The sequence below is a fragment of the Pseudomonas sp. GW823-FHT04A03 genome, assembly GCF_058796615.1.
In genome coordinates this window covers 747,018-767,435 of record NZ_JBXAIV010000001.1, presented here as the reverse complement: position 1 = coordinate 767,435, position 20,418 = coordinate 747,018, and the positions used below count along the sequence as shown (strand labels likewise).

The 20,418-nt window shown below is 60.5% G+C and carries 16 protein-coding genes; 3 read left to right on the top strand and 13 right to left on the bottom strand.

Annotation, left to right across the window (positions count from 1 at the left end):
• Positions 1–416 precede the first annotated feature (416 nt).
• A complete protein-coding gene (locus AC1Q9F_RS03155; protein WP_127800906.1) occupies positions 417–1,307 on the top strand; it encodes a site-specific integrase in 891 nt (296 codons plus the stop codon).
• Here the strand turns inward: AC1Q9F_RS03155 and AC1Q9F_RS03150 are convergent, their stop codons facing one another.
• The 5 genes from AC1Q9F_RS03150 to pmrG form a co-directional block, all read right to left on the bottom strand.
• A complete protein-coding gene (locus AC1Q9F_RS03150; protein WP_492618990.1) occupies positions 1,308–2,360 on the bottom strand; it encodes an ABC transporter ATP-binding protein in 1,053 nt (350 codons plus the stop codon).
• Complete coding sequence (locus AC1Q9F_RS03145; protein WP_115079951.1) at positions 2,357–3,952, bottom strand: ABC transporter permease; 1,596 nt, start codon at positions 3,950–3,952, stop codon at positions 2,357–2,359. Before AC1Q9F_RS03145 ends, AC1Q9F_RS03150 begins: the two co-directional genes overlap by 4 nt.
• Before the next feature lie 3 nt (positions 3,953–3,955).
• Entirely contained in the window at positions 3,956–4,969 is a 1,014-nt protein-coding gene (locus AC1Q9F_RS03140) for an iron ABC transporter substrate-binding protein (RefSeq protein ID WP_492618991.1), read from the bottom strand.
• 287 nt (positions 4,970–5,256) lie between these two features.
• The gene (gene arnT / locus AC1Q9F_RS03135; protein WP_492618992.1) at positions 5,257–6,978 is read right to left on the bottom strand and encodes a lipid IV(A) 4-amino-4-deoxy-L-arabinosyltransferase; all 1,722 of its coding nucleotides are present in this window, start codon (positions 6,976–6,978) and stop codon (positions 5,257–5,259) included.
• Positions 6,979–7,087: 109 nt separating this feature from the next.
• On the bottom strand, positions 7,088–7,738 hold the full coding sequence (gene pmrG, locus AC1Q9F_RS03130; protein ID WP_492619439.1) for a lipopolysaccharide core heptose(II)-phosphate phosphatase PmrG: 651 nt from the start codon (positions 7,736–7,738) through the stop codon (positions 7,088–7,090).
• Positions 7,739–8,032: 294 nt separating this feature from the next.
• Here pmrG and AC1Q9F_RS03125 point away from each other — a divergent pair, with 294 nt between their 5' ends.
• Positions 8,033–9,346 carry a sensor histidine kinase gene (locus AC1Q9F_RS03125; protein ID WP_492618993.1) on the top strand — a complete coding sequence of 438 codons (1,314 nt, stop codon included), beginning with the start codon at positions 8,033–8,035 and terminating at the stop codon, positions 9,344–9,346.
• Here AC1Q9F_RS03125 and AC1Q9F_RS03120 read toward each other — a convergent pair.
• The 5 genes from AC1Q9F_RS03120 to AC1Q9F_RS03100 form a co-directional block, all read right to left on the bottom strand.
• On the bottom strand, positions 9,304–9,855 hold the full coding sequence (locus tag AC1Q9F_RS03120) for a PqiC family protein (RefSeq protein ID WP_492618994.1): 552 nt from the start codon (positions 9,853–9,855) through the stop codon (positions 9,304–9,306). The genes AC1Q9F_RS03125 and AC1Q9F_RS03120 overlap by 43 nt on opposite strands.
• A gap of 16 nt (positions 9,856–9,871) precedes the next feature.
• Positions 9,872–11,527, bottom strand: coding sequence for a PqiB family protein (locus AC1Q9F_RS03115; protein ID WP_492618995.1), 1,656 nt, complete (start codon positions 11,525–11,527; stop codon positions 9,872–9,874).
• Between the two features lie 113 nt (positions 11,528–11,640).
• Positions 11,641–12,942 carry an NAD(P)/FAD-dependent oxidoreductase gene (locus AC1Q9F_RS03110; RefSeq protein ID WP_492618996.1) on the bottom strand — a complete coding sequence of 434 codons (1,302 nt, stop codon included), beginning with the start codon at positions 12,940–12,942 and terminating at the stop codon, positions 11,641–11,643.
• The gene (locus AC1Q9F_RS03105; RefSeq protein ID WP_285355934.1) at positions 12,939–14,027 is read right to left on the bottom strand and encodes a polyamine ABC transporter substrate-binding protein; all 1,089 of its coding nucleotides are present in this window, start codon (positions 14,025–14,027) and stop codon (positions 12,939–12,941) included. The genes AC1Q9F_RS03110 and AC1Q9F_RS03105 overlap by 4 nt, the downstream gene beginning before the upstream one ends.
• A gap of 154 nt (positions 14,028–14,181) precedes the next feature.
• Positions 14,182–15,540, bottom strand: coding sequence for a glutamine synthetase family protein (locus AC1Q9F_RS03100; RefSeq protein WP_007951306.1), 1,359 nt, complete (start codon positions 15,538–15,540; stop codon positions 14,182–14,184).
• Positions 15,541–15,702: 162 nt separating this feature from the next.
• On the opposite strand from AC1Q9F_RS03100, the gene AC1Q9F_RS03095 reads away from it, so the two are divergent.
• On the top strand, positions 15,703–16,611 hold the full coding sequence (locus tag AC1Q9F_RS03095; protein ID WP_492618997.1) for a helix-turn-helix domain-containing protein: 909 nt from the start codon (positions 15,703–15,705) through the stop codon (positions 16,609–16,611).
• A 109-nt stretch (positions 16,612–16,720) separates the two neighbouring features.
• Here the strand turns inward: AC1Q9F_RS03095 and AC1Q9F_RS03090 are convergent, their stop codons facing one another.
• The 3 genes from AC1Q9F_RS03090 to galE form a co-directional block, all read right to left on the bottom strand.
• Positions 16,721–17,770: an acyltransferase family protein gene (locus AC1Q9F_RS03090; RefSeq protein ID WP_492618998.1), complete on the bottom strand. Its 1,050-nt coding sequence runs from the start codon at positions 17,768–17,770 to the stop codon at positions 16,721–16,723.
• A gap of 90 nt (positions 17,771–17,860) precedes the next feature.
• A complete protein-coding gene (locus AC1Q9F_RS03085; protein WP_492618999.1) occupies positions 17,861–19,333 on the bottom strand; it encodes a family 16 glycosylhydrolase in 1,473 nt (490 codons plus the stop codon).
• Positions 19,334–19,338: 5 nt separating this feature from the next.
• Positions 19,339–20,394, bottom strand: a complete 1,056-nt coding sequence (gene galE / locus AC1Q9F_RS03080) for a UDP-glucose 4-epimerase GalE (protein WP_492619000.1) — start codon at positions 20,392–20,394, stop codon at positions 19,339–19,341.
• Positions 20,395–20,418 lie beyond the last annotated feature (24 nt).

Below are 20,418 nucleotides of genomic sequence, written 5' to 3'. Positions count from 1 at the left end.
AAGAAAAAAGAAAAAGATCCATTGAGCAGTTGGATCCAATCAAAGCGTAGACGCGAAAAAATCCTTTGCATCAATAAGTTGCCAAGACGACATAACGTCGGGTTCGGTTGACTTTTCAGGCTTTGCCCGGCAGCTTGGGCAGCGCCGGCACAGGACTCAGTGGAATTAAGGTTATGCCCGTTTTTGTGAAAGGAACATGAAAAACCGGTCGGCGAATCGTTTATCTGAAACCCATACAGCCACTGTTCAGACTTCTACCGTTTATCGCGGTTTTTAGTAGAAAAGTCCTACGGAAGTGTTCCCCTTATATTAAGAATGTTGCAGTTGTTAGTTGCTGTGTTGAACTGCTTTTACTCAAGGCCCGACGTTTGATTGACTTACCCGTTGCATCCCCCGACACCCTGAAAACCAACCCGATGACCGTGTATCTGGCGCGTCTGGCTCCCTCCAGCCAGCTCACCATGCGTTACGTTTTACAAGATGCCGCCGACCGTCTCGGCTTCGAAGACATGAACGTCGAAGACATTCCCTGGCATGCGTTGCAACCGGAAGATGTCGTTGCGTTAGTCGCGGCATTACGTGAAGACGACTACGCACCGAATACCTCTTCGCTTTATGTAAACGCAATTCGCGGTGTGATGAATGAAGCCTGGCGCATGAGTCTTATCAGCCAGGAACATCTATTGAAGATGCGCTCGGTCAAAGGCATTGCCGGCACGCGACTGTCTCAGGGACGCAATCTGAAGCGCACGCTGATTCATGAATTGATGGAAGTCTGCGCGGCCGATCCGCGACCACAAGGTTTGCGCGATGCGGCGGTAATTGCGCTGTTGTACGGCACCGGCATGCGCAAGTCGGAGTCGGTGGATCTGGACCTGAATCAGGTGGACTTTACTGAGCGCAGTCTGTGCGTCACCGCCAAGGGCAACAAACAGCTGATCAAATACGCGCCAGCCTGGGCGTTCGCCAAACTGAATGCGTGGCTGGAGTTCCGTCGCTCGGAACTCAAGGAAGGCGAGAGCGACGACGCGTTTCTGTTCAACCGTATTCGCCGTGGCAGCCACATCACCCGCGAGCGCATCACCAAGCACGCGATCTATTACATCGCCCGCCAGCGCGGCACTCAGGTCGGGGTGAAGATCATGCCCCATGATTTCCGGCGTTCGTTCATCACTCGGGTGATCGAAGAGCATGACCTGTCGATTGCCCAGAAGCTGGCCCATCACAGCAATATCCAGACGACCGCCAATTATGACGTGCGCGACGACAACGAGCGGCGCCGCGCGGTGGATCGCTTCGACCTGTAGTCAGGGTGTTGCAAAGACGTGGGCCGCTCCCAGAATGGACAGTTGCACAGCGCTGCCGGCCGGTGGCGCGTGCATCCCGGAGCTGCGCACCAGCAGTGAGCGGCCGGGGCTGGCCCGGGAGCGAAGTTCCACCGTCAGGGTGCAGACGTTGCCGCCAAAGTCCCGATCAGTGACCACCGCGTGACAGCCGTCCGGGTCGGCGGGAATGTCCGACAGTTGCAGTTGTTCGGGCCGCAGCATGATCTGCGCGGCGCCGGAAAAACCGTTGGTGTTGACTGCGACCCGACCCAGGTCGCAATGAGCCCAACCGGCTTCGATCCGGGCGGGCATGACCACGGCTTCGCCAAGAAAACGCGCGGTCTGTTCGTCGTCGGGGTAGCGGTAGAGATCCATCGGATGCCCCGATTGCACCAGCCGCCCATCACGCATGACGGCCAACTGGTCGGCGAACGACAGCGCTTCGCCCTGATCGTGGGTCACCAGAATCGTGGTCACGCCGGCATCTTCCAGCAGGCGCGCGACCATTTTGCGCATGGCGCCGCGCAGGCCGGTGTCGAGGGCGGAAAAGGGCTCGTCGAGCAGCATCAGTCGTGGCCGCTGGGCCAGCGCCCTGGCAAGTGACACCCGCTGTTGCTGGCCGCCGGACAGTTCGTGGGGCCAGCGCGCGGCCATGTCGGCGTTCAGGGCGACGCTGTCCATCAGCGCCTGAATGCGCTCGGTTCGGGAGCTGCCGGTTTCCGCCAGCCCGAAGCCGATGTTGTCGGCCACGGTCATGTGCGGGAACAGCGCGCCGTCCTGCGGCACGTAGCCGATTTGCCGCTGATACGCGGGCACGGCGTGGGTGCTGTCGACCAGGGTCTGGCCGTTGAGCGTGAGGCTGCCGGCGTCGGGGAATTCGAACCCGGCGATCATCCGCAACAGCGTGGTCTTGCCGGAGCCGGACGGACCGACGATCACTGTGCGGCTGCCGGTCGGGACGGACAGGTTGATGGTATCCAGCGCCGTTTGCGCGCCAAAGGATTTGCTGAGATTGATGATGTCGAGAGCGTTCATCGGCCGGCACTGCGCCTGGATTGGTGATAGAGGATGGCCGTGAGCGGCAGCGACAACAGCACCATGAGCAGGGCATAAGGCGCTGCGGCGGCGTAGTCGATTTCACTGGTCATGGCCCAGAAACCGGTGGCCAGGGTGCGCGTGCCGTTGGGCGCGAGCAGCAGGGTCGCGGTCAGTTCATTGGTGATCGCCAGAAACACCAGTGCCGCGCCCGCCGCCGCACCGGGCGCCGCCAGACGCAAGGTGATCAGCCACAGGGCGCGCAACGGTGAGCGACCGAGGCTTTGCGCGATGTTTTCCAGCTCCACCGGCGCCTGTGCAAACCCGGCGCGCAGGCTGACCAGCGCCCGGGGCAGAAACATCAGCAGGTAGGCCAGCAGCACGGTGATCGTGGTCTGGTAGATCGGTCGGGCGAAATGGATGGTCACGGTGACCAGCGCCAGCGCCACGACTATGCCCGGCAGTGCGCTGGTGATGTAATTGCAGCCTTCGAGCAGGCGTTGCAGCTTGCCGGGGGCGCGGATCGACAGCCAGGCAATCGGGATCGCCGCGAGGCTGGTCAACAGCGCGCCGGCCACGCCGAACGACAGCGTCTGCAGCAACGCCGGCAGCAATTCGTTGCCTTGCCAGACCTCGGCACCGCCGGCGATCAGCCATTTGCCTAGGGTCAGCAACGGCACGCCGAGCGCCAGCAGGCAGGTCAGCCCTTGCAGGCACAATCCCAGCGCGGCGGTGCGCCGTTGCAGGCGCACGGTGCGTTGCTCACGGGCGCTGCCGGAGCCGACGCGGGCGTATCGCGCATGGCCACGGGCGCCGGATTCCACCACCAGCATGGCCAGGCAACACAGCGCCAGAACGCTGGCGAGCATGTTGGCGGCGGGGCCGTTGAAGGTCGATTTGAACTGGTCGAAGATCGCCGTGGTGAAGGTGTCGAAGCGGATCATCGCGTACAGGCCATATTCGGCCAGCAGATGTAGACCGACCAGCAACGCACCGCCGCAGATCGCCAGCCGCAACTGCGGCAACACCACCCGGAAAAACACCGCCCATGGCTTGAGGCCGAGGGATTCGGCAACGTCTTCAATCGCCGGATCGAGACGACGCAATGTCGCGGCAATCGGCAGATAGAGGAACGGGAAATAGGCGATCACCGACACCAGCACCCCGGCCGGCAATCCATTGATCGACGGAATCAGGCTGACCCACGCGTAGCTGTGCACGAACGCCGGCACCGCCAGCGGCGCGACCGCCAGCAATGACCACAACCTTCGCCCCGGCAGGTCGGTGCGCTCGGTCAGCCAGGCCAGAGTGGTGCCGAGCACGATGCAAATCGGCAGCGTGATCAGCACCAGCAGCACGGTGTTGATCAGCAGCTCGGCGACCCGAGGACGGAAGACCAAGGCTTCGATGGTCGCCCAGCCGGTGTACCACGACACGCCGATCACAAAGCCGATCGGCACCAGCGACAGCAGCGACACCGCGATGGCCAGCACGACCACCCACGGACTCCCGCGCCCATTGAGGGCGCGGGTCCGGCGTGACAAATGGGCGGAGGGCGCCGCAGCGATCTCCGCAGGCAGCGGTTCAGGCATCAATTACAGCAGTCCTGCCTGGGTCATCAGTTCGACGGCTTTCTTGCTGTCGAGCTTCGATGCATCGACTTTCGGCGCGTCCAGGTCCTTCAACGGCACCAGTTTTGGGTTGGAAGCAGCGTCCTTGCCCACGGCGTATTCAAAGGATTTGCCGGTGCGCAGCACTTCCTGGCCTTGCTTGCCGGTGATGTACTGGAGGAATTTCTGCGCGTCCTCCTGGTGTTTGCTGGAGGCCAGCACGCCACCGCCGGAAATGCTCACGAACGCGCCCGGATCCTGATGCTTGAAGTAGTGCAGGGCGGTGTTCTTGCTGTTTTCACCGGTCTTGGCCTGATCGACGAACGCGTAATAGTGATAGATCACGCCGCTGTCGACTTGTCCGGCGTTCACCGCTTTGAGCACCGAGCTGTTGCCACGGTAGGCGGTGAAATTGGCTTTCATCCCCTTGAGCCATTCGAGGGTGGCGGCTTCGCCTTTCTGTTCCAGCACGGCGGCGACGATGGCCTGGAAATCCGCACCGGCAGGCGACGCGGCCCAGCGACCTTTCCAGGCCGGGCTCGCGAGGCCCATCAGGGATTTGGGCAGGTCTTTTTCCGGCAACTTGGACGGGTTATAGACGAACACCGTAGAGCGCGCGGCGATGCCGACCCATTGGCCGTGGGCCGGACGATACGCCGCGTCGACTTGCTCAAGAGTCGCCGGAGCCACGGGCGCGAACAGTTTGGCGTTGTCCACCAGCACCATGGCCGGGGAGTTTTCCGTCAGGAACACGTCCGCCGGCGACGCCGCACCTTCCTGCACGATCTGATTGCCCATTTCCGTGTCATCGCCGTTGCGAACCGTGACCGGAATCCCGGTTTCCTCGGTGAAGCCGGCGACCCAGGCCTTGGTCAGGGTTTCGTGCTGGGCGTTGTAGACCACAAGGCCGACGGAATCGGCGGCAAACGCCTGCCCGGCAGCGAGCAGCGCAGTCGCCAGCGCGGCCTGTTTCAGAAAGGACGGAACGGATGGACTCATGGCGGGGCAGCTCCTGTTTTTAGACGTTATGGGCAAGCATTCGCGGGAGTTTCAATGCGAATGATTTGCATATGTTGGCTGGCTGGCAATGTAGAGAGGCAAATGAGAAAAAAACGTCAAACAAACCGTTAATACATGTCATTGCCATTCAGGTTAGCAGTCACTTGGCGAGGACGCCGGGCAATGCCCGGCGTTGTTTTTCTGAAGTCTTGAGGGAGATACGCCACGCATTTACCGTCGCGGGCGTGCTGTGGCGGTTGAACGGGCCCGGCAGCAGGGCGTTCCGGTCAGGGCTGACTCTGGGGGAAGATGAAAATCTGCAGATTGCCACGCCGATAATGCTGGCCGTCTATCGGCAGCAGTCCGACTTCCTGTTCTTCAAGCGTGCTGTTGACGCGCATGACCACGCCCACCGAGCCTTTGCGACGGGCATCGGTCATCCATTGGCTGACGCTTTCAAGGCTGACTTTGCGCGCCGCCATGGCCGGGTCTTCGAGGCCGTATTTCAATTCACCCTCGGTGTTGAACAGATCGACTTGGGGCCGTTTCAGGCGCCAGGACAGTGCGGAGGCCGCGCCGAGGTCGTTGCTCAGCAAAGATCGAGTTCCCTCAAGCGCCTGCTGATGTTCGGCAATGAACTGGTCAGGCATCTTGCTATCGACGATTTGCGCCGGCATGGCAGCGGGCAACAGGGCGACGAGCAGGCCGATGCCCAGCGCCGGCATCGCCCACAACGTCAATGGCCGCACTACTTGCAGCGCATTGGCGATGATCCAGCCGACCAGCACGATAAAGGCCAGCGAGAGGCTGAACATCTCGGTGTTTTCGTAGATTTCCCTGGTCGTTTGCAAATAGAGCAGGGCCACCAGCGCAACGCTGGCCAATACGGTGTTGATCACGCCGTTCAGGCGCAGCACACGGGCGCTGCGCTGCTGCAGCCAGTTCACCACGGTGTGGCCCATCAACAGGGCGAGCGGCAGCAGGCACGGCATGATGTAGGTCGGCAGTTTGCCGCTGCTCAGGCTGAAAAACGCCAGAGGCAACAAGAACCACAAGGCCAGATAAGCGGTTTTTGCCTCGCGCTTCTCGCGCCAGGTGCGGATGAACGTGGAAGGCAGCAACACGGCCCACGGCAGACTGGAGGCCACCAGCAACGGCAGGTAGAACCACCACGGGCGGGCGTGTTGGGCATCATCACCGGCCGCAAAACGCCGGATGTGTTCATGCCAGAAGAAGAACCGCCAGAAGTCCGGTTCCCGGTAATGAATGGCCAGCACCCACGGCAGACTGACGAGGGCGCAGACCAACACGGCCACCGGCCCGTAACGCAACAGCTCGCCAAAGCGGCGTTGCCAGATCATGTAGGGCAGGGCGATCAGCACCGGCAGCAGCAGTGCCAGAAAACCCTTGGTCATCAGGCCCATGCCGCATGCAACCCCCAGCAGCGCCCAACTGCCCAGCCGGGCGCGCGGCGTGCGACTGTCGATGGCAAACCACAGGGCCACCAGACTCAGGTTGACCCACAGAGTGAATTGCGGATCGAGGTTGGCGTACCCGGCCTGACCGGCAATCAAACCGAAACTCATGAACAGCAGGGCACTGGCGATGCTGATCCGCGGGTTGTTCCATAAACGGCGCGCCAACAGATAGGCCAGCCAGACACTGGCCCCGGTACTCAGGGCCGAAGCGATGCGGACGCCAAACAGGTTGTCTCCGAAAATCGCCTGGCCGATCGCAATCATCCAGTACCCGGCGATCGGCTTTTCAAAGTAGCGGATGCCCATGAAATGCGGAGCGACCCAATTGCCGCTCAGCAACATCTCCTGGCTGATCTGACCGTAGCGGGTTTCATCGGGAATCCACAGGCCGTGAGTCATCAATGGCAGCAGGTAAAACACCACGAAAGCCAGGATCAGACCGGGTATGGCCCAGCGTTCGAAAGGTGTGGGTTGTCGGGTCGGGGGGAAATCACGGGCAGCGTGTCGCAACGGATTGTGTTCAGTCGTCATGACTTGATCCTGGTAAAGACGAGAGTGTTTATTCCTGCGGGTCAGAAAGTGCACGACCACTTACAAAAAAACCGAAGTTTCCGGTCTTCGATGGAGTTCGGATCAGGGATTATTTAGTTGGTTGCACCCAGGCATCGCTATTCATGACGCCCAATACTTTCAGTTGTTTCTTTTCATTGATACGCACAAACAATGTACTGCCATATTCAGAGCTGGCCGCGTGAGGAAATCCGGTCTGCTTTTCAAAGTCGCTGATGCAGCCGCTGTGAGTGACCAGTACCAGATTGCGTTGTGCAACTTTATGCGCCACCACCTCGTCGCGCAGGGTGGGACCGCAGGTCGCCAGCCAGTCCTGGGTGTCGGCGTCCTGGCCAAACATGAAGTGCGCCGTCTGCGCGGTCCGAGTCAGCGGGCTGCTGAGCACTTGCGCATGCTGCATGCCCAGGGTCACGAAACCCTGGCCGACCTTGGCCGCCGCAGCCGTGCCCACGCGGGTGATGCCGTCGGCCGGGCCCAGGCAGGCGTTGTCTGAACGGTCGCAGCGCTCGGTGTGGCGTACCAGCGCCACGACTTCTCCGGCCTGCCATGCCTGCGCCCATTCGGCCCTGGCGGTTTTGCCGGCGTGCCCCAGATCGACAGGTGTACGCGGCCACCAGACGAAGCCACTGACCAGAACGACCACCAGCGCTGAACCGAGCATTGTCAGCAGTTTTCCAGGTCGGGACCTGCGGCGTTGTTTACCGGCGGCAATCAATTGCATTTGTACTTCCACAACTTGCCCCTTGAATTCACCGACAGGAATGGCCGGCGATTTAATCAACCGGCAGAGTTGGTTACTTGAATACTTCCTGAACATTACGTTTGTGCACGTCGGGGCGCAGTGAAGAACATGTGAAAAAATTGCCAGCGGATAAATCGGTCAACTAAACGAGCAATTGATAAGCAAACTCAAATCCTTGTTTTGTTTCGAGCAAGACTTAACAAGTGTTGACGATTGCCCTGAAGCTTCCTGTACTCGGTCAGTTAGAAAACAGTTGTGGAGTCATTGAAACGAATGGATCTCAAGCAAAGCCTGACCAAACGGATCGTGACCGTATTCGCCTTGATGAGCGCGCTGGTGGCCGGGGTGTTTGCGCTGGGTATCGTGGCCACCGTGCATGTGGTGGAACACCGGCTGACGACCACCACCTTGAGTGGCGGTCTGCACCGTTTGCTGGCAATGGATGACATTGGTCGCTGGAGCCATCGACCGGAAAAGAGCGAGCTGTTTTTCTTCGAGGGCGGGCCGGGTGCCATGGCGCTGGTTCCGTCACTGGCGGCGCTGTCGCCGGGGTTTCAGGAGGTCATGTTCGAGGGTGACGGATTTTTTGCCATGGTCGAGGTGGTGGGCGGACGCAAGTATGTGCTGTTGCGTGACCAGGAAAGCCTCGAAAAGCGTGAGCATTTGTTGTTCATTGTGGTCGCGGTGGGTTTCATCCTGAGCATTCTTCTAGCGATTGTGCTGGGTCGATTGCTGGCGCGACGGGTGATGGCCCCGGTGATTCGCCTGGCACGCCAGGTTCGTCACCGCGACCAGTTACTGGTACTGGCGCCGCCCCTGAATCCGGATTACGCGGCGGACGAAGTCGGCGAGCTGGCACTCTCGTTCGATCAGACGCTGGGCCGGCTGCGCGAAACGCTGAGCCGCGAAAAACTCTTCACCAGCGACGTGAGCCATGAGCTTCGCACACCGTTGATGGTGCTCGGCGGTGCCTGCGAGTTACTGCTCGCCAATCCGTCGCTTGATGTGCGCTCGGCCGCGCAGGTCAACCGCATCGCCCGGGCCAGCCATGAAATGCGTCAGTTGGTGGATACCTTCCTCATGCTCGCCCGCTCGCAGGAAGATACCGGTGGTGACATTTGCGTGACGCTTGAGGAGGTTGCGCGGGTTCAGGGCGAGATCTGGGGGCGGCTGATCCGCGAAAAAGGGCTCGAATTTTTCTGCGAGATCAGTCCGGCTGGCACGACTCGCTACAACCAGACCTTCCTGCAGTCAGTAATGGGCAACCTGCTGCGAAATGCCTGGCACTACACCGATCAGGGTTTTGTCAGGTTAAGCGTCGGGGAGAACGGATTTGTGGTCGAAGACAGCGGCATCGGCATTCCAGAGGAACAGCGCCAAGCGATGTTCCAGCCGTTCGTGCGCGGTGACGAGCGACGAGGAGAGGGGCTGGGACTGGGATTGTCACTGGTGCAGCGGATCTGTAACCGCGAGCATTGGCAGGTCGTGCTCACCACGCGTGAGCCCAACGGTTGTCGTTTTTCGGTCTCGCTGAGCCCGGTTTCTCAAGAGGACGGTGGACAGCCGCGCGAAGTGCCCGCTGCCTGACTGATCAGCGCAGCCAGGCGCTTGACGTTGTTCTGCTGGGCCACCACCAGATCATCGATGGTCGGCCCGGACGGGGTTTGCAGTAGCGAGCGGCAGGCGATCAGGGCGTCGTCCCCGGCGTTGGCCTGGCGCAGGCGCCATTTGACGTCGATCAGCCCGTACTGCCCGGGTATCGAATCGAAGCGTTGCACATCGATGCGAACCGAGGTTTTGCGCGTACCGCCGGCATTACTCAGTTGATCCACCAGCGCACTGCGCAATTCATCACTGAGGCTCGCGCCCCACCATTCAGTCTCGAGGATCGCCAGGCCGCTGTTGCCCTGGCGAATGACGATCTGCGGCCGGTCGACCTGCGGCGGCACGCTGATGCCTTCGATGGCGATTTCCGAACCGGCGCGGCCGGTCATCGGTTGCGTCGGCGTCAGTGTATGAAAGCTGATCGGGGCGCTTTTGCAGGCGCCGAGCAACAGGCCGATCGCGAGCACGGTGAACTTCAGCTTTAAAGCCATGGGACAGCTCCTGTGCTCAATTGCGCGGCGGCCCTTTGAGGTCCAGCGGCGCGGCGTTGTCGGGGCGGCCGCGAATCAACGATTCCGGATGCCGGCCCAGATAATCGGACAGCTCACGCAGAGAACGGGACATGCGCCCGAGCTCGTCGAGGGTCTGGGTCAGTTGTTCGCGTTGCGGCGAATCTTCGGCCAGGGTCGAACTGGCTGATTGCAGGGTCTTGCTCACGTCGGCGAGGGTGTTCTGCACGCCGGGCAGGGTCTTGGCGTTGAACTGGGTCAGGCCTTTGCGCAATTCCACGAGGTTGCTGTCGAGGTTGCCGGCAATCCGTTCCACCGGCAGCTTGTTGAGCTTGTCGACCATCGCTTCGAGTTTTTCCTGCAACTGTTCGAGGCTGCCAGGAACGGTCGGAACACTGATCGGGCGGACGGTCGGGTCAAACGCCACTTTTTCGGCTTTGGGGAAGAAGTCCAAAGCAATATACAACTGGCCGGTCAGCAGGTTGCCGCTGCGGGCCTGGGCGCGCAGACCGTTGTCGATAAAGGTGCCGATCAGGCGCACGGCGGCCGCTTCGTCGTCCGGATTGTGCTCGAGCACTTTGAGCATCTTGATGTGAGCCTGGCCGAGGCGCGCCGGGTAGATCACGATGCCGACGTTGAGCGGGAAGCTGCGTTTTTTCGCGTCGAAGTCGAGGTTGACGCTGACCACCCGGCCGATCTCGATGCCGAGAAATTCCACCGGCGCATCGACTTTCAGCCCGCGCAGGGCCTGATCGAAACGCAGGCTCAGGTACTGCGCCTTGCCATTGGGCGGTGCGAGAGCGGTTTGCTGGTCATCGAACAGGTCGTAAGTCTTTTCTTCGGCGGCGACGACATCGTTGGGGCTGTACTCCGGCGCGCGGAAGGCGATGCCGCCCACCAGCAAGGTCGACAGCGATTCGGTTTTCACCGCAAAACCGTTGGCGCCGACGTTGACGTCAATGCCGCTGGCGTTCCAGAACCGTGTGTTTTCGGTGACGTAGGCGTCGTTTGGCGCATGGATGAACACCTCGATGTTCACCCCTTTGCCATCGGCGTCCAGCGCGTAGGCCACCACCTGACCCACCGGGATCTTGCGGTAATAGACCGGCGAACCGATGTCCAGTGAACCGAGGTCCGAGGCATGCAGATTGAAGCGTTTGCCCGGCTCGCCGTAGGTGATCGGCGGCGGGTTCTCCAGGCCTTTGAAGTGTTTTGCGCGCGAGTTGGACTGACCGATGTCGGCGCCGATGTAGTCACCGGACAGCAACGTGTCGATGCCCGAGACACCGCCCGCACCGATGCGCGGCCGGACGACCCAGAACTGCGAGTCTTCGCGGGTAAAGGTTTCGGCCTGCTTGGCCAGTTTGATCGTGGCGTTGACGCTTTTCTGGTCGTCGCTCAACTCGACGTCCGTGACCTGGCCGATCACCACGTTGCGGTATTTGACTTCGGTCTTGTTGGCGGTCAGGCCGCTGCCGGTCTTGAAGGTGACGATGATGCTGGGGCCTTCCTGCATCAGGTTGTGCACCACCAGCGAGATGCCCACCAGCACCGCGATGATCGGCACGATCCACACCAGCGAGATGCTGAAACGGCGGGTCTTGACCGGCGCCTGGCCGGGCGCTCGCGGTTGATCGGCGGCTGACGACTCCATCCATGACCTCCAGGGTGTGTTGGGCACTGAGCGTCAGGAACGCAAAAGCACTTCATCAATATAGAAGTGCTTCGCGATAGAGCAAATGTGCAGGACGCATTAACCGCAAAGCGTCATCCGAGCAGTTCCCGCAGGCGATACCAGAACATGCCCAGTGCCAGCAGTGGCGAACGCAGCGCCGGGCCGCCGGGGAAGGTCATGTGCGGCACGTTGCTGAACACGTCCATGCCCTGACTGTGACCGGCATGAATCGCCTCGCCCAGCAGCTTGGCGCACCAGTGGGTGACGTTCAGGCCGTGGCCGGAATAGCCCTGGGCGTAGAACACGTTCGGGTGCTGTTTCAAACGGCCGACCTGCGGGAAGCGGTTGGCGGTGATGCCGATCTTGCCGCCCCACTGATAGTCGATGCGCACATCCGCGAGTTGCGGGAACACCTTGAGCATCTTCGGTCGCATGTAGGCTGCGATGTCTGCCGGGTCCCGTCCCGAATAATGGCAGGCGCCGCCGAACAGCAGGCGCCGGTCCGCCGAGAGCCGGTAGTAATCGAGGCCGACTTTCTGGTCGCACAGCGCCAGGTTCTGCGGAATCAGTTCGGCGGCGCGTTCCGCCGACAGCGGTTCGGTGGCGATGATGTAACTGCCGGCGGGCAGTACTTTGCCGCTGAGTTGCTGTTCGAGTTCGTCCAGGTGCGCGTTGCAGCCGAGCACCAGACTGCCGGCGCGCACCGTGCCGGTCCGGGTGCGTACTTGAACGGTCGAGCCATGGACGATTTCCAGCACCGGGCTCTGTTCGAAAATCCGCACCCCGAGGGAGGCTGCCAGCCGTGCTTCGCCCTGCACCAGATCCAGCGGATGCAAGTGGCCCGAGCCCATGTCGATCAGGCCGCCCTTGTAGACACCGGCGTTCACCACTTGCCGGCGGATGTCTTCGGGGGCGACCAGCCGTGTTTCATGGCGGTAGCCCAGCTGCGCCAGGCTGTCTTGCTCGGCCTTGAAGGCGTCGAACTGCGCCGGCGTGTTGGCCAGCTCGCAGAAGCCCCAGCGAAGGTCGCACTCGATGGCGTTGTCGGTGATGCGCTGGCGCACCAGCTCCACCGAGTCGATTCCGGCCCGATGCAGGTAGCGCACGCCTTCGCTGCCGACATGCCGGGCGAAGCCTTCGACGTCATGACCGATCCCGCGAATCAACTGCCCGCCATTGCGCCCGCTGGCGCCCCAGCCGATGCGCCGGGCTTCGAGCAGAACCACCGAAAGCCCGCGCTGCGCGAGTTCAATGGCCGTGTTGACGCCGGTGAAACCACCGCCGATTACGCAGACATCGGCGATCAGGTCACCGGCCAGTTCCGGATAGGGTGTGCTGGCCCGGGCCGACGCGGCGTAATAGGAGAGGGCGTGTTCCTGGGTGTACTGATTCATTTGTTCGACTTCACTTTGCTCCAGGACCGGGTCATCAGACGCATGATCGACTGGGGCGGGGTAGAGGAGATGTAGAGCTTGTCGAGGACTTCCTGGGACGGATAGACCTCGGGATTGTTGACCAGCTCCGGATCCATGTATTGCTTGGCCGCCGGGTTCGGGTTGGCGTAACCGACCGAGGCGCTGACCTTGGCGATTACTTGCGGATCGAGCAGGTAATTGATGAAGGCATGGGCTTCCTTGGTGTTGCCCGCGTCGGCGGGAATTGCCAGCAGGTCGAACCAGAGGTTCGCGCCTTCCTTGGGAATCGAGTAGGCGATGTTCACGCCGTTCTTGGCTTCCTTGGCCCGGTTGGCGGCCTGGAACACGTCACCGGAGTAACCGAAGGCCACGCAGATGTCGCCGTTGGCCAGGTCGGACACGTATTTCGAGGAATGGAAATAGGTGATGTACGGCCGGATGCTCAGCAGTTTCTCTTCGGCCTTCTTGTAGTCCTCGGGTTTCTCGCTGCGCGGGTCCATGCCCATGTAGTTGAGGATGGCCGGGAACACTTCATCGGCCGAATCCATCATCGACACACCGCACTGGGTGAGTTTCTTCAGGTTCTCCGGTTCGAACAGCACGGCCCAGGAATCGATGTGATCGATGCCCAGCACTTGCTTGACCTTATCGACGTTGTAGCCGATGCCGTTGGTGCCCCACAGGTACGGCACCGAGTGCTCGTTGCCCGGGTCGTTCTTCTCGAGCAGGGCCAGCAGTTTCGGGTCGAGGTTTTTCCAGTTCGGCAGTTGCGAGCGGTCCAGCTTGAGGAACGCGCCGGCCTTTACCTGACGGGCGAGGAAGTGGTTGGACGGCACCACCACGTCGTAACCGGTGCGCCCGGCGAGCAGTTTGCCTTCGAGGGTTTCGTTGGAGTCGAAGACGTCGTAGATCACCTTGATCCCGCTGGAGGACTGGAAGTCGGCGAGGGTGGTTTCGCCGATGTAATCGGTCCAGTTGTAGACGCTGACCTGGGGTTGGGCGAAGGCACCGGCACTGCACGCCAGGGCCAGCGCGGCGGGGATCATGGATTTCAACAGACGCATATCGACACCTCTTCGAATTATTGGATTTCAGGTGATTGGTTGCTGCCATTGTGGGAGCGAGCTTGCTCGCGAAAGCGGTGTGTCAGTCGCCGTCTTCGTTAACTGAACTGGCCCATTCGCGAGCAAGCTCGCTCCCACAGGGGTAGTGAAGGTCTCAGACGCTCAGCAACAGGAACTCCCGCTCCCAGGAGCTGATCACGCGCTTGAAGTTTTCGTGCTCGGCGCGTTTCACCGCGACGTAGCCGCGCACGAACTTGCTGCCCAGGTATTGCGCGACGGTGTCGCACTCTTCCATCTGGGTCAGAGCTTCTTCGATGGTGATCGGCAGGCGCAGGTTGCGGCGCTCGTAAGCCCGGCCTTCGACGGCGGCGCTCGGTTCGATGCCTTCGACCATGCCGATGTAACCGCACAGCAGGCTCGCGGCGATGGCCAGGTAAGGGTTGGCGTCGGCGCCGGGCAGACGGTTTTCAACTCGCATCGCTTCAGGCCCGGAGGTCGGCACGCGCAGGCCGACGGTGCGGTTTTCTTCGCCCCATTCGACGTTGACCGGTGCCGAAGTGTCCGGCAGGAAGCGGCGGAACGAGTTCACATTCGGCGCGAACATCGGCAGCACTTTCGGGATGTACTTCTGCAAGCCGCCGATGTGATGGCGGAACAGGTCACTCATGCTGCCGTCGGCATTGGCGAAAATCGGCTGGCCGCTGGCGATCTCGACCACGCTCTGGTGCAGGTGCATGGCGCTGCCGGGCTCATCGCCGATCGGCTTGGCCATGAAGGTCGCGGTCACGTTGTGCTTCAGCGCCGCTTCACGCAGGGTGCGCTTGAACACGGTGATCTGGTCGGCCAGATCGAGCGCGTCGCCGTGGCGGAAGTTGATTTCCATCTGCGCCGGGCCGTCTTCGTGGATCAACGTGTCCAGGTCCAGGCCTTGCAGTTCGCACCAGTCGTAGACGTCTTCGAACAGCGGATCGAATTCGTTGGCGGCATCGATGGAGAACGACTGACGACCGCTCTCGGCGCGACCGGAACGGCCCAGCGGCGCCTTCAACGGCAAGTCCGGGTCTTCGCAGCGCTGGGTCAGGTAGAACTCCATTTCCGGCGCCACGATCGGCTTCCAGCCTTTGTCGGTATACAACTGCAGGACTTTCTTCAGCACGTTGCGCGGCGACAGTTCGATCGGGTTGCCGAACTTGTCGAAGGTGTCGTGAATGACGATGGCGGTCGGCTCGATGGCCCACGGGATCACGTACACCGCATCGCTCACCGGTTTGCAGACCATGTCGATGTCGGCCGGGTCGAGCAGGTCGTAGTAGATGTCGTCGTCGACAAAATCCCCGGTTACCGTTTGCAGCAGCACACTCTCCGGCAGGCGCATGCCTCGCTCATGCAGGAACTTGTTGGTCGGTGCGATCTTGCCGCGGGCGATGCCGGTCAGGTCGCTGACCACGCATTCCACTTCGGTAATCTTGTGATCTTTCAGCCACGTGAACAGCTGATCGAAAGGGGCATTCATAAAGACCTCGTCGTTGGTTTTGTTGACGCGGGGGAAAAGCGATTTCATCTTTCGCAGGCTTCCCCTGTGGCGCGTTGACGACTATCTTGGGCGGGCCTTGACGTTCCATCTATCCACTTTCAGCAGCACCAAAGCGCACCAAAAGAGTGCGCAAGGTTCCCCATGACGACGTGCAATCCGCTTCAGGTTCAAGCGTTCAACACAGCCGATGTCACCGAACAGATCCGCGCCACGCCGGGTTGGGTTCAGCATTACCAGCAGATGTCGCCGGGGCATTTCGCCGGGCAGATCCGTTATCTGGATTTGCAGGGTGTGGAGGTTTACGAAGAACAGATGAACACCCGGGTCGAGCAGAATTTCAGCGCGCCGGAAGGGTCGCTGGCGTTCTGTTTCGATCGCAGCGACAACGCGCTCTATCTGCTCAATGAAGAGAGCCGCAACATCTGGATCACCCCGGAGAACTACCAGGAAATCGCCGTGGTGTTCGGCCCGGAATTCGTCCAGCGCAACGGCCTGGACGTGGCCAGGCTGGAAGGTCTGTTCATGGCGCCGCTCAATGGCGCGCAGAACGGATTGTTCAGTCGCTGGTTAAGCTCGACCCTCACGAAGTTGTCGCAAACCCTTGATCAGCCAAGCAAAGAAGCACTGACTCAACAGTTGCTGGAGGACTGTCTGTTTATCCTCGACAACGCGAGCGTGTGCCTAAACGGTGGCGGTTTGCAGCGTCGCGCCGAAGAGCGAATCACCCTCAAGCGCGTGGGTGAGTGGGCGGCGGATTCGCCGGAAGAAACCCTCAATCTGCTGGAGCTGTCGCGGGTTGCCGGGGTTTCCCTGCGCCAGTTGCAACAGACTTTCAAGGCGTACACCGGGATGTCGCCGAGTCATTGGCTGCGTTTGCGCCGGCTCAACAGTGCGCGGCGGGAATTGCTTAAACGTTCGCCGGCAGATACGACGGTGGCGGAGGTCGCGATGAACTGGTCGTTCTGGCATTTGGGCCGTTTTTCAAGCAGTTACCGTGCAATGTTCAAGGAATTGCCGAGCGAGACCTTGAAGCGCTCATCGTCGATGTGACGGGCACTCTGCGCCACAAACAAAAAACGACGGGAGAGGTTTCGGTATTCACCGAAACCTCTCCCGTCTTTTTCACCCGCCGATTTTGCCAAGCTTGTTGCACTACCGATTAATCGACTCTGAGACGATTGAAGGAAGATGAAAGCGATCTTTTCATCAGCCTGGCCATCGGGGTTTCTATTTCTTTATGGATGACATGGGACGCACCGATCATCAAAGCGATGGTGCCCCAGAGCAGCAAATGTGGATTGATGGCCGGATAAGCCATATTGAAGATCATGAAGCCGATCATTTGATGCAGCAGGTAAAGCGGGTACGTCAGGGCGCCCAACGCTGTCCAGTCGAACCTCCCGATGACTGATGTTTTATGCGTCGCGATAAAAAGAAACGTCATGAAAAACAGGGCAATGACACCGCAGATAATCAACGCGTCGTATTCGGTCGAATATTTCAGCTCGATTGACTCGGCCCACTTGATCGCGTTGAAGCTGGCCAATGCCTGCGCAGCGGCCAACAGGGAAATACGCGCTTTGGTAAAACCCTTGTCCCATATGATGTAGAACGTCGCACCGGCGATGAAATAGGCCGCGTAGTCGGTGATGAGTACCGAGCGCAGCTTTTCGAAAGCAAAGACTTCCGCTGTGGCCGAGACCAGCAGCCAGAGCACAAGGAAGGTTTCTATTTTCTCTATCTTCTTGAAAGCCAACAGAATGGCGATCATCAGGTAGAACTTTATTTCGACGAACAGTGACCAGTAAACCCCGTCTATGGGCGCCACGCCGAGCACGTCGCCGAGGAATGTCATGTTGATCACGTACTGATAAAGGTCAGCCGAGAATCTTGGCTGCCCAATGGCCAGCGTGATCAGAAAAGTGATCGTGCAGCACACCCAGAACGCCGGGCAGAGGCGGATGACGCGGGAAATGAAAAAGACTTTGAGATCGTTGTTCGAAGCCGTCATCAGGATGACGAACCCGCTGATCATGAAAAACAGTTCAACGCCCAGATAACCGTATTTGGCCACGTCAGCCAGCAGCGGGTAGGGCATTACCGACATATCGCCCCTCGCATAGCCGCGAAACGCGTAGTGAAAAATCACTACGGCGACCGCTGCGAGGAAGCGCAACAAGTCCAGCTCGTTCAGTCGCCGGTTGTTCATGTACAGGCGCTCCAGACTCGTCAGCGCGGATCGATCACTGAGGACTGTGTCGTGTGACATTCGACTCAAGGCCAAAGCGGCGTAGGGTGCTCAAGGACTGCGTAGCCACATGCGGATGTAATCGACTTCGAAAGTGGAAGGCAGGTCAGCATCGTCGACCACGCCGAACCATTTCCACATGGCCTCACTGTCAAAGACGATCTGCATGGGGTAGAAAAAGTGGTTGTTCTTCGACTCCCTGACCAGCACGCCATCGACGTACCAGCGCAGGGTGTCGGGCTGCCAGTCGAAGCCGTAGACGTGAAAGTCGCGAGCCAGCCGCCAGGGGCTGGTCCAGGTACTGCCGTTGGCGATATGTTCGGTGCTCTGCGGCGTGGCCCAGAGGTGGGCGTTCATGTTGTAGGCGCTGTCTGAGGCCGCATCTTTGGTCTTGCCGCCGATTTCAAAGATGTCGATTTCGGTGGCGTTGTCAGCGAGTCCTGTCCACGCCAGCCAGAACGCACTGGAAGCCGCAGAGTTCATGGGTTTGGCCCGTGCTTCGTAATAGCCGTAGAAGCCACGTTCGAGGGTACGAACCATCGCCGAGGTGTAATCCTTGAAGCCGAGCTGGACGTACTTCGGCGGCAGGGTTTCCTTGCGAAAGACAATCTTCAGATAGCCGTTGCTGACGCTGGCATTGCGCTCGGTGAACAACGCCGGTTTGCGTCCCAGCGACTCGTTGCCGATAGCATTGTTGACGTGCCAGCGCGTGCGGTCGAGGGTGGTGCCATCGAACTCGTCGGACAGTGTCGTGTTGAGCAGCCACCGGCCGGCATTGGCCTGGTCGGACAACGGCAGATCCGGATGAATGTGGGACGGCAGAGCGTCCAGGGGGCCGACACGTGTCCAGGTATCGGCCTGAACCGGCATGGCCACGGTCCACTTGTCTGCCAGATACCGAAATACGCGTTGGCGCTCCGCGAGCGAGGCAAACGGGCGGTCATACACCAGGACTTCGGCGATGTCGCCGCGAAAGTTTTCGGCATTGCCGACGGCATTGCGTCCCACGCCATACGGCCCGATTGGCACGTCCTGCAGCTCAAGGACAGAAACCGTCGGCTCATAGGCACCGGTTTGCGGCAGGCTGACAGCGAAATTCGGCAGCACGTTATCGTTGCTGGCGGCCTGCGGTCGTGAACTGAACAACCGTTGCCAGGGATCGACGCCGGCCTGCTCAGGCAACCGCCGGGACACGATCAGTACGGTCGCAGGCCCTTTAACCGTGCGCAGGGCTCGACCCAGTAATCCCGAGTTACCGCTCAAGCGCACCACCGACTGGCCATTGAGGCTGTTCTCCATCCGTTGTGGCGGCGAAGAAGCGCCATCGACTGTCGCATCATTGGCCTTGCCTGATTTGTCGCTCCAGCGCTGGAGACGGTTCTGCGCATCCAGGCTCATCGTCGACGCGTCGGCGGCGTCCAGCCACAACACGAGCCCGGTGGTCGGCACAGCAGGAGGCGCCTGGGCTGCGTTGCATACGAGCGAAACCGAAAACAGCAATGCGAGCAGACATTCCTTGAACATCGGCATCACTTCACCGCAACGGGTGCCGGAATCTTGAATGAAGATTGATACCCCTGCGGATTACACGACTGCCAGCGCCAGGTATCGGTGATCATTTGTTCCAGGCCGCGCTGCGCGCTCCAGCCCAGTTCGCGTCCTGCCTTGGCCGGATCGGCCCAGCACTTGGCGATGTCACCGAGACGTCGAGGGGCGAAGCGGTAGGGAATGCTGATGCCGGTGATGTCTTCGAAACTGTGGATGATCTGCAGCACGCTGTAACCAACGCCCGTGCCGAGGTTCCAGAAGCGAATGCCTGGGTTGTGCTGCAGCACTTGCAGTGCCTTCAGATGCCCGATGGCCAGGTCGACCACGTGGATGTAGTCGCGCACGCAGGTTCCGTCTACGGTGGGATAGTCGCTGCCGTACACCGTGAGTTCGGGTATCCGGCCTATGGCGACCTGCGTCAGGCACGGCAGCAGGTTGTTGGGGCGGCCCCTCGGATCTTCGCCGATCATTCCGCTTTCGTGGGCGCCGATCGGGTTGAAGTAGCGCAATAACCCGATGCTCCAGCGTGGATCGGAGTCGCACAGATCCGTCAGCAGCTCTTCGATCATGAGCTTGGTGCGGCCATAGGGGTTGACCGGTTTGCCGGTGCCGAAGTCTTCGGCGATCGGCGTATGTGTCGGCTCCCCGTACACCGTGGCCGAAGAGCTGAACACCAGTTGGAAGACGTTGTTGCGAGCCATCGCCTGGCACAGGTCGAGCGTGCCGGCGACATTGTTGGCGTAGTAGTCCAGCGGCTTGCGCACGCTTTCCTCGACGGATTTGAGACTGGCAAAGTGCACCACGGCCTCGATGTCGTACCGGCTGAAGATATCGTCGAGCAGCACCGGATCGCGAATATCGCCCTTGATGAAGTCGACGCGGGTCAGGGTCAGTTGCTCAAGGCGCCGGATGCACTCTCGACAGCTGTTGCACAGGTTGTCGAGCACCAGCACCTTGTGGCCGGCGTTAATGAGGGCCAGAGCCGTATGCGAGCCGATGTAGCCGGCCCCGCCAGTAATCAACGTGGTTTTGCGCATGATGAGGTCTTCCTGTCTCGGGGA

Bases quoted from the DNA above. Each gene is read 5' to 3' on its own strand.
- AC1Q9F_RS03125 (WP_492618993.1), top strand. From the start codon at position 8,033: ATGGATCTCAAGCAAAGCCTGACCAAACGGATCGTGACCGTATTCGCC.
- pmrG (WP_492619439.1), bottom strand. From the start codon at position 7,738: ATGCAATTGATTGCCGCCGGTAAACAACGCCGCAGGTCCCGACCTGGA.
- AC1Q9F_RS03150 (WP_492618990.1), bottom strand. From the start codon at position 2,360: ATGAACGCTCTCGACATCATCAATCTCAGCAAATCCTTTGGCGCGCAA.
- AC1Q9F_RS03105 (WP_285355934.1), bottom strand. From the start codon at position 14,027: ATGCGTCTGTTGAAATCCATGATCCCCGCCGCGCTGGCCCTGGCGTGC.
- AC1Q9F_RS03140 (WP_492618991.1), bottom strand. From the start codon at position 4,969: ATGAGTCCATCCGTTCCGTCCTTTCTGAAACAGGCCGCGCTGGCGACT.
- arnT (WP_492618992.1), bottom strand. From the start codon at position 6,978: ATGACGACTGAACACAATCCGTTGCGACACGCTGCCCGTGATTTCCCC.
- galE (WP_492619000.1), bottom strand. From the start codon at position 20,394: ATGCGCAAAACCACGTTGATTACTGGCGGGGCCGGCTACATCGGCTCG.
- AC1Q9F_RS03090 (WP_492618998.1), bottom strand. From the start codon at position 17,770: ATGAACAACCGGCGACTGAACGAGCTGGACTTGTTGCGCTTCCTCGCA.
- AC1Q9F_RS03145 (WP_115079951.1), bottom strand. From the start codon at position 3,952: ATGCCTGAACCGCTGCCTGCGGAGATCGCTGCGGCGCCCTCCGCCCAT.
- AC1Q9F_RS03110 (WP_492618996.1), bottom strand. From the start codon at position 12,942: ATGAATCAGTACACCCAGGAACACGCCCTCTCCTATTACGCCGCGTCG.
- AC1Q9F_RS03100 (WP_007951306.1), bottom strand. From the start codon at position 15,540: ATGAATGCCCCTTTCGATCAGCTGTTCACGTGGCTGAAAGATCACAAG.
- AC1Q9F_RS03115 (WP_492618995.1), bottom strand. From the start codon at position 11,527: ATGGAGTCGTCAGCCGCCGATCAACCGCGAGCGCCCGGCCAGGCGCCG.
- AC1Q9F_RS03095 (WP_492618997.1), top strand. From the start codon at position 15,703: ATGACGACGTGCAATCCGCTTCAGGTTCAAGCGTTCAACACAGCCGAT.
- AC1Q9F_RS03085 (WP_492618999.1), bottom strand. From the start codon at position 19,333: ATGTTCAAGGAATGTCTGCTCGCATTGCTGTTTTCGGTTTCGCTCGTA.
- AC1Q9F_RS03120 (WP_492618994.1), bottom strand. From the start codon at position 9,855: ATGGCTTTAAAGCTGAAGTTCACCGTGCTCGCGATCGGCCTGTTGCTC.
- AC1Q9F_RS03155 (WP_127800906.1), top strand. From the start codon at position 417: ATGACCGTGTATCTGGCGCGTCTGGCTCCCTCCAGCCAGCTCACCATG.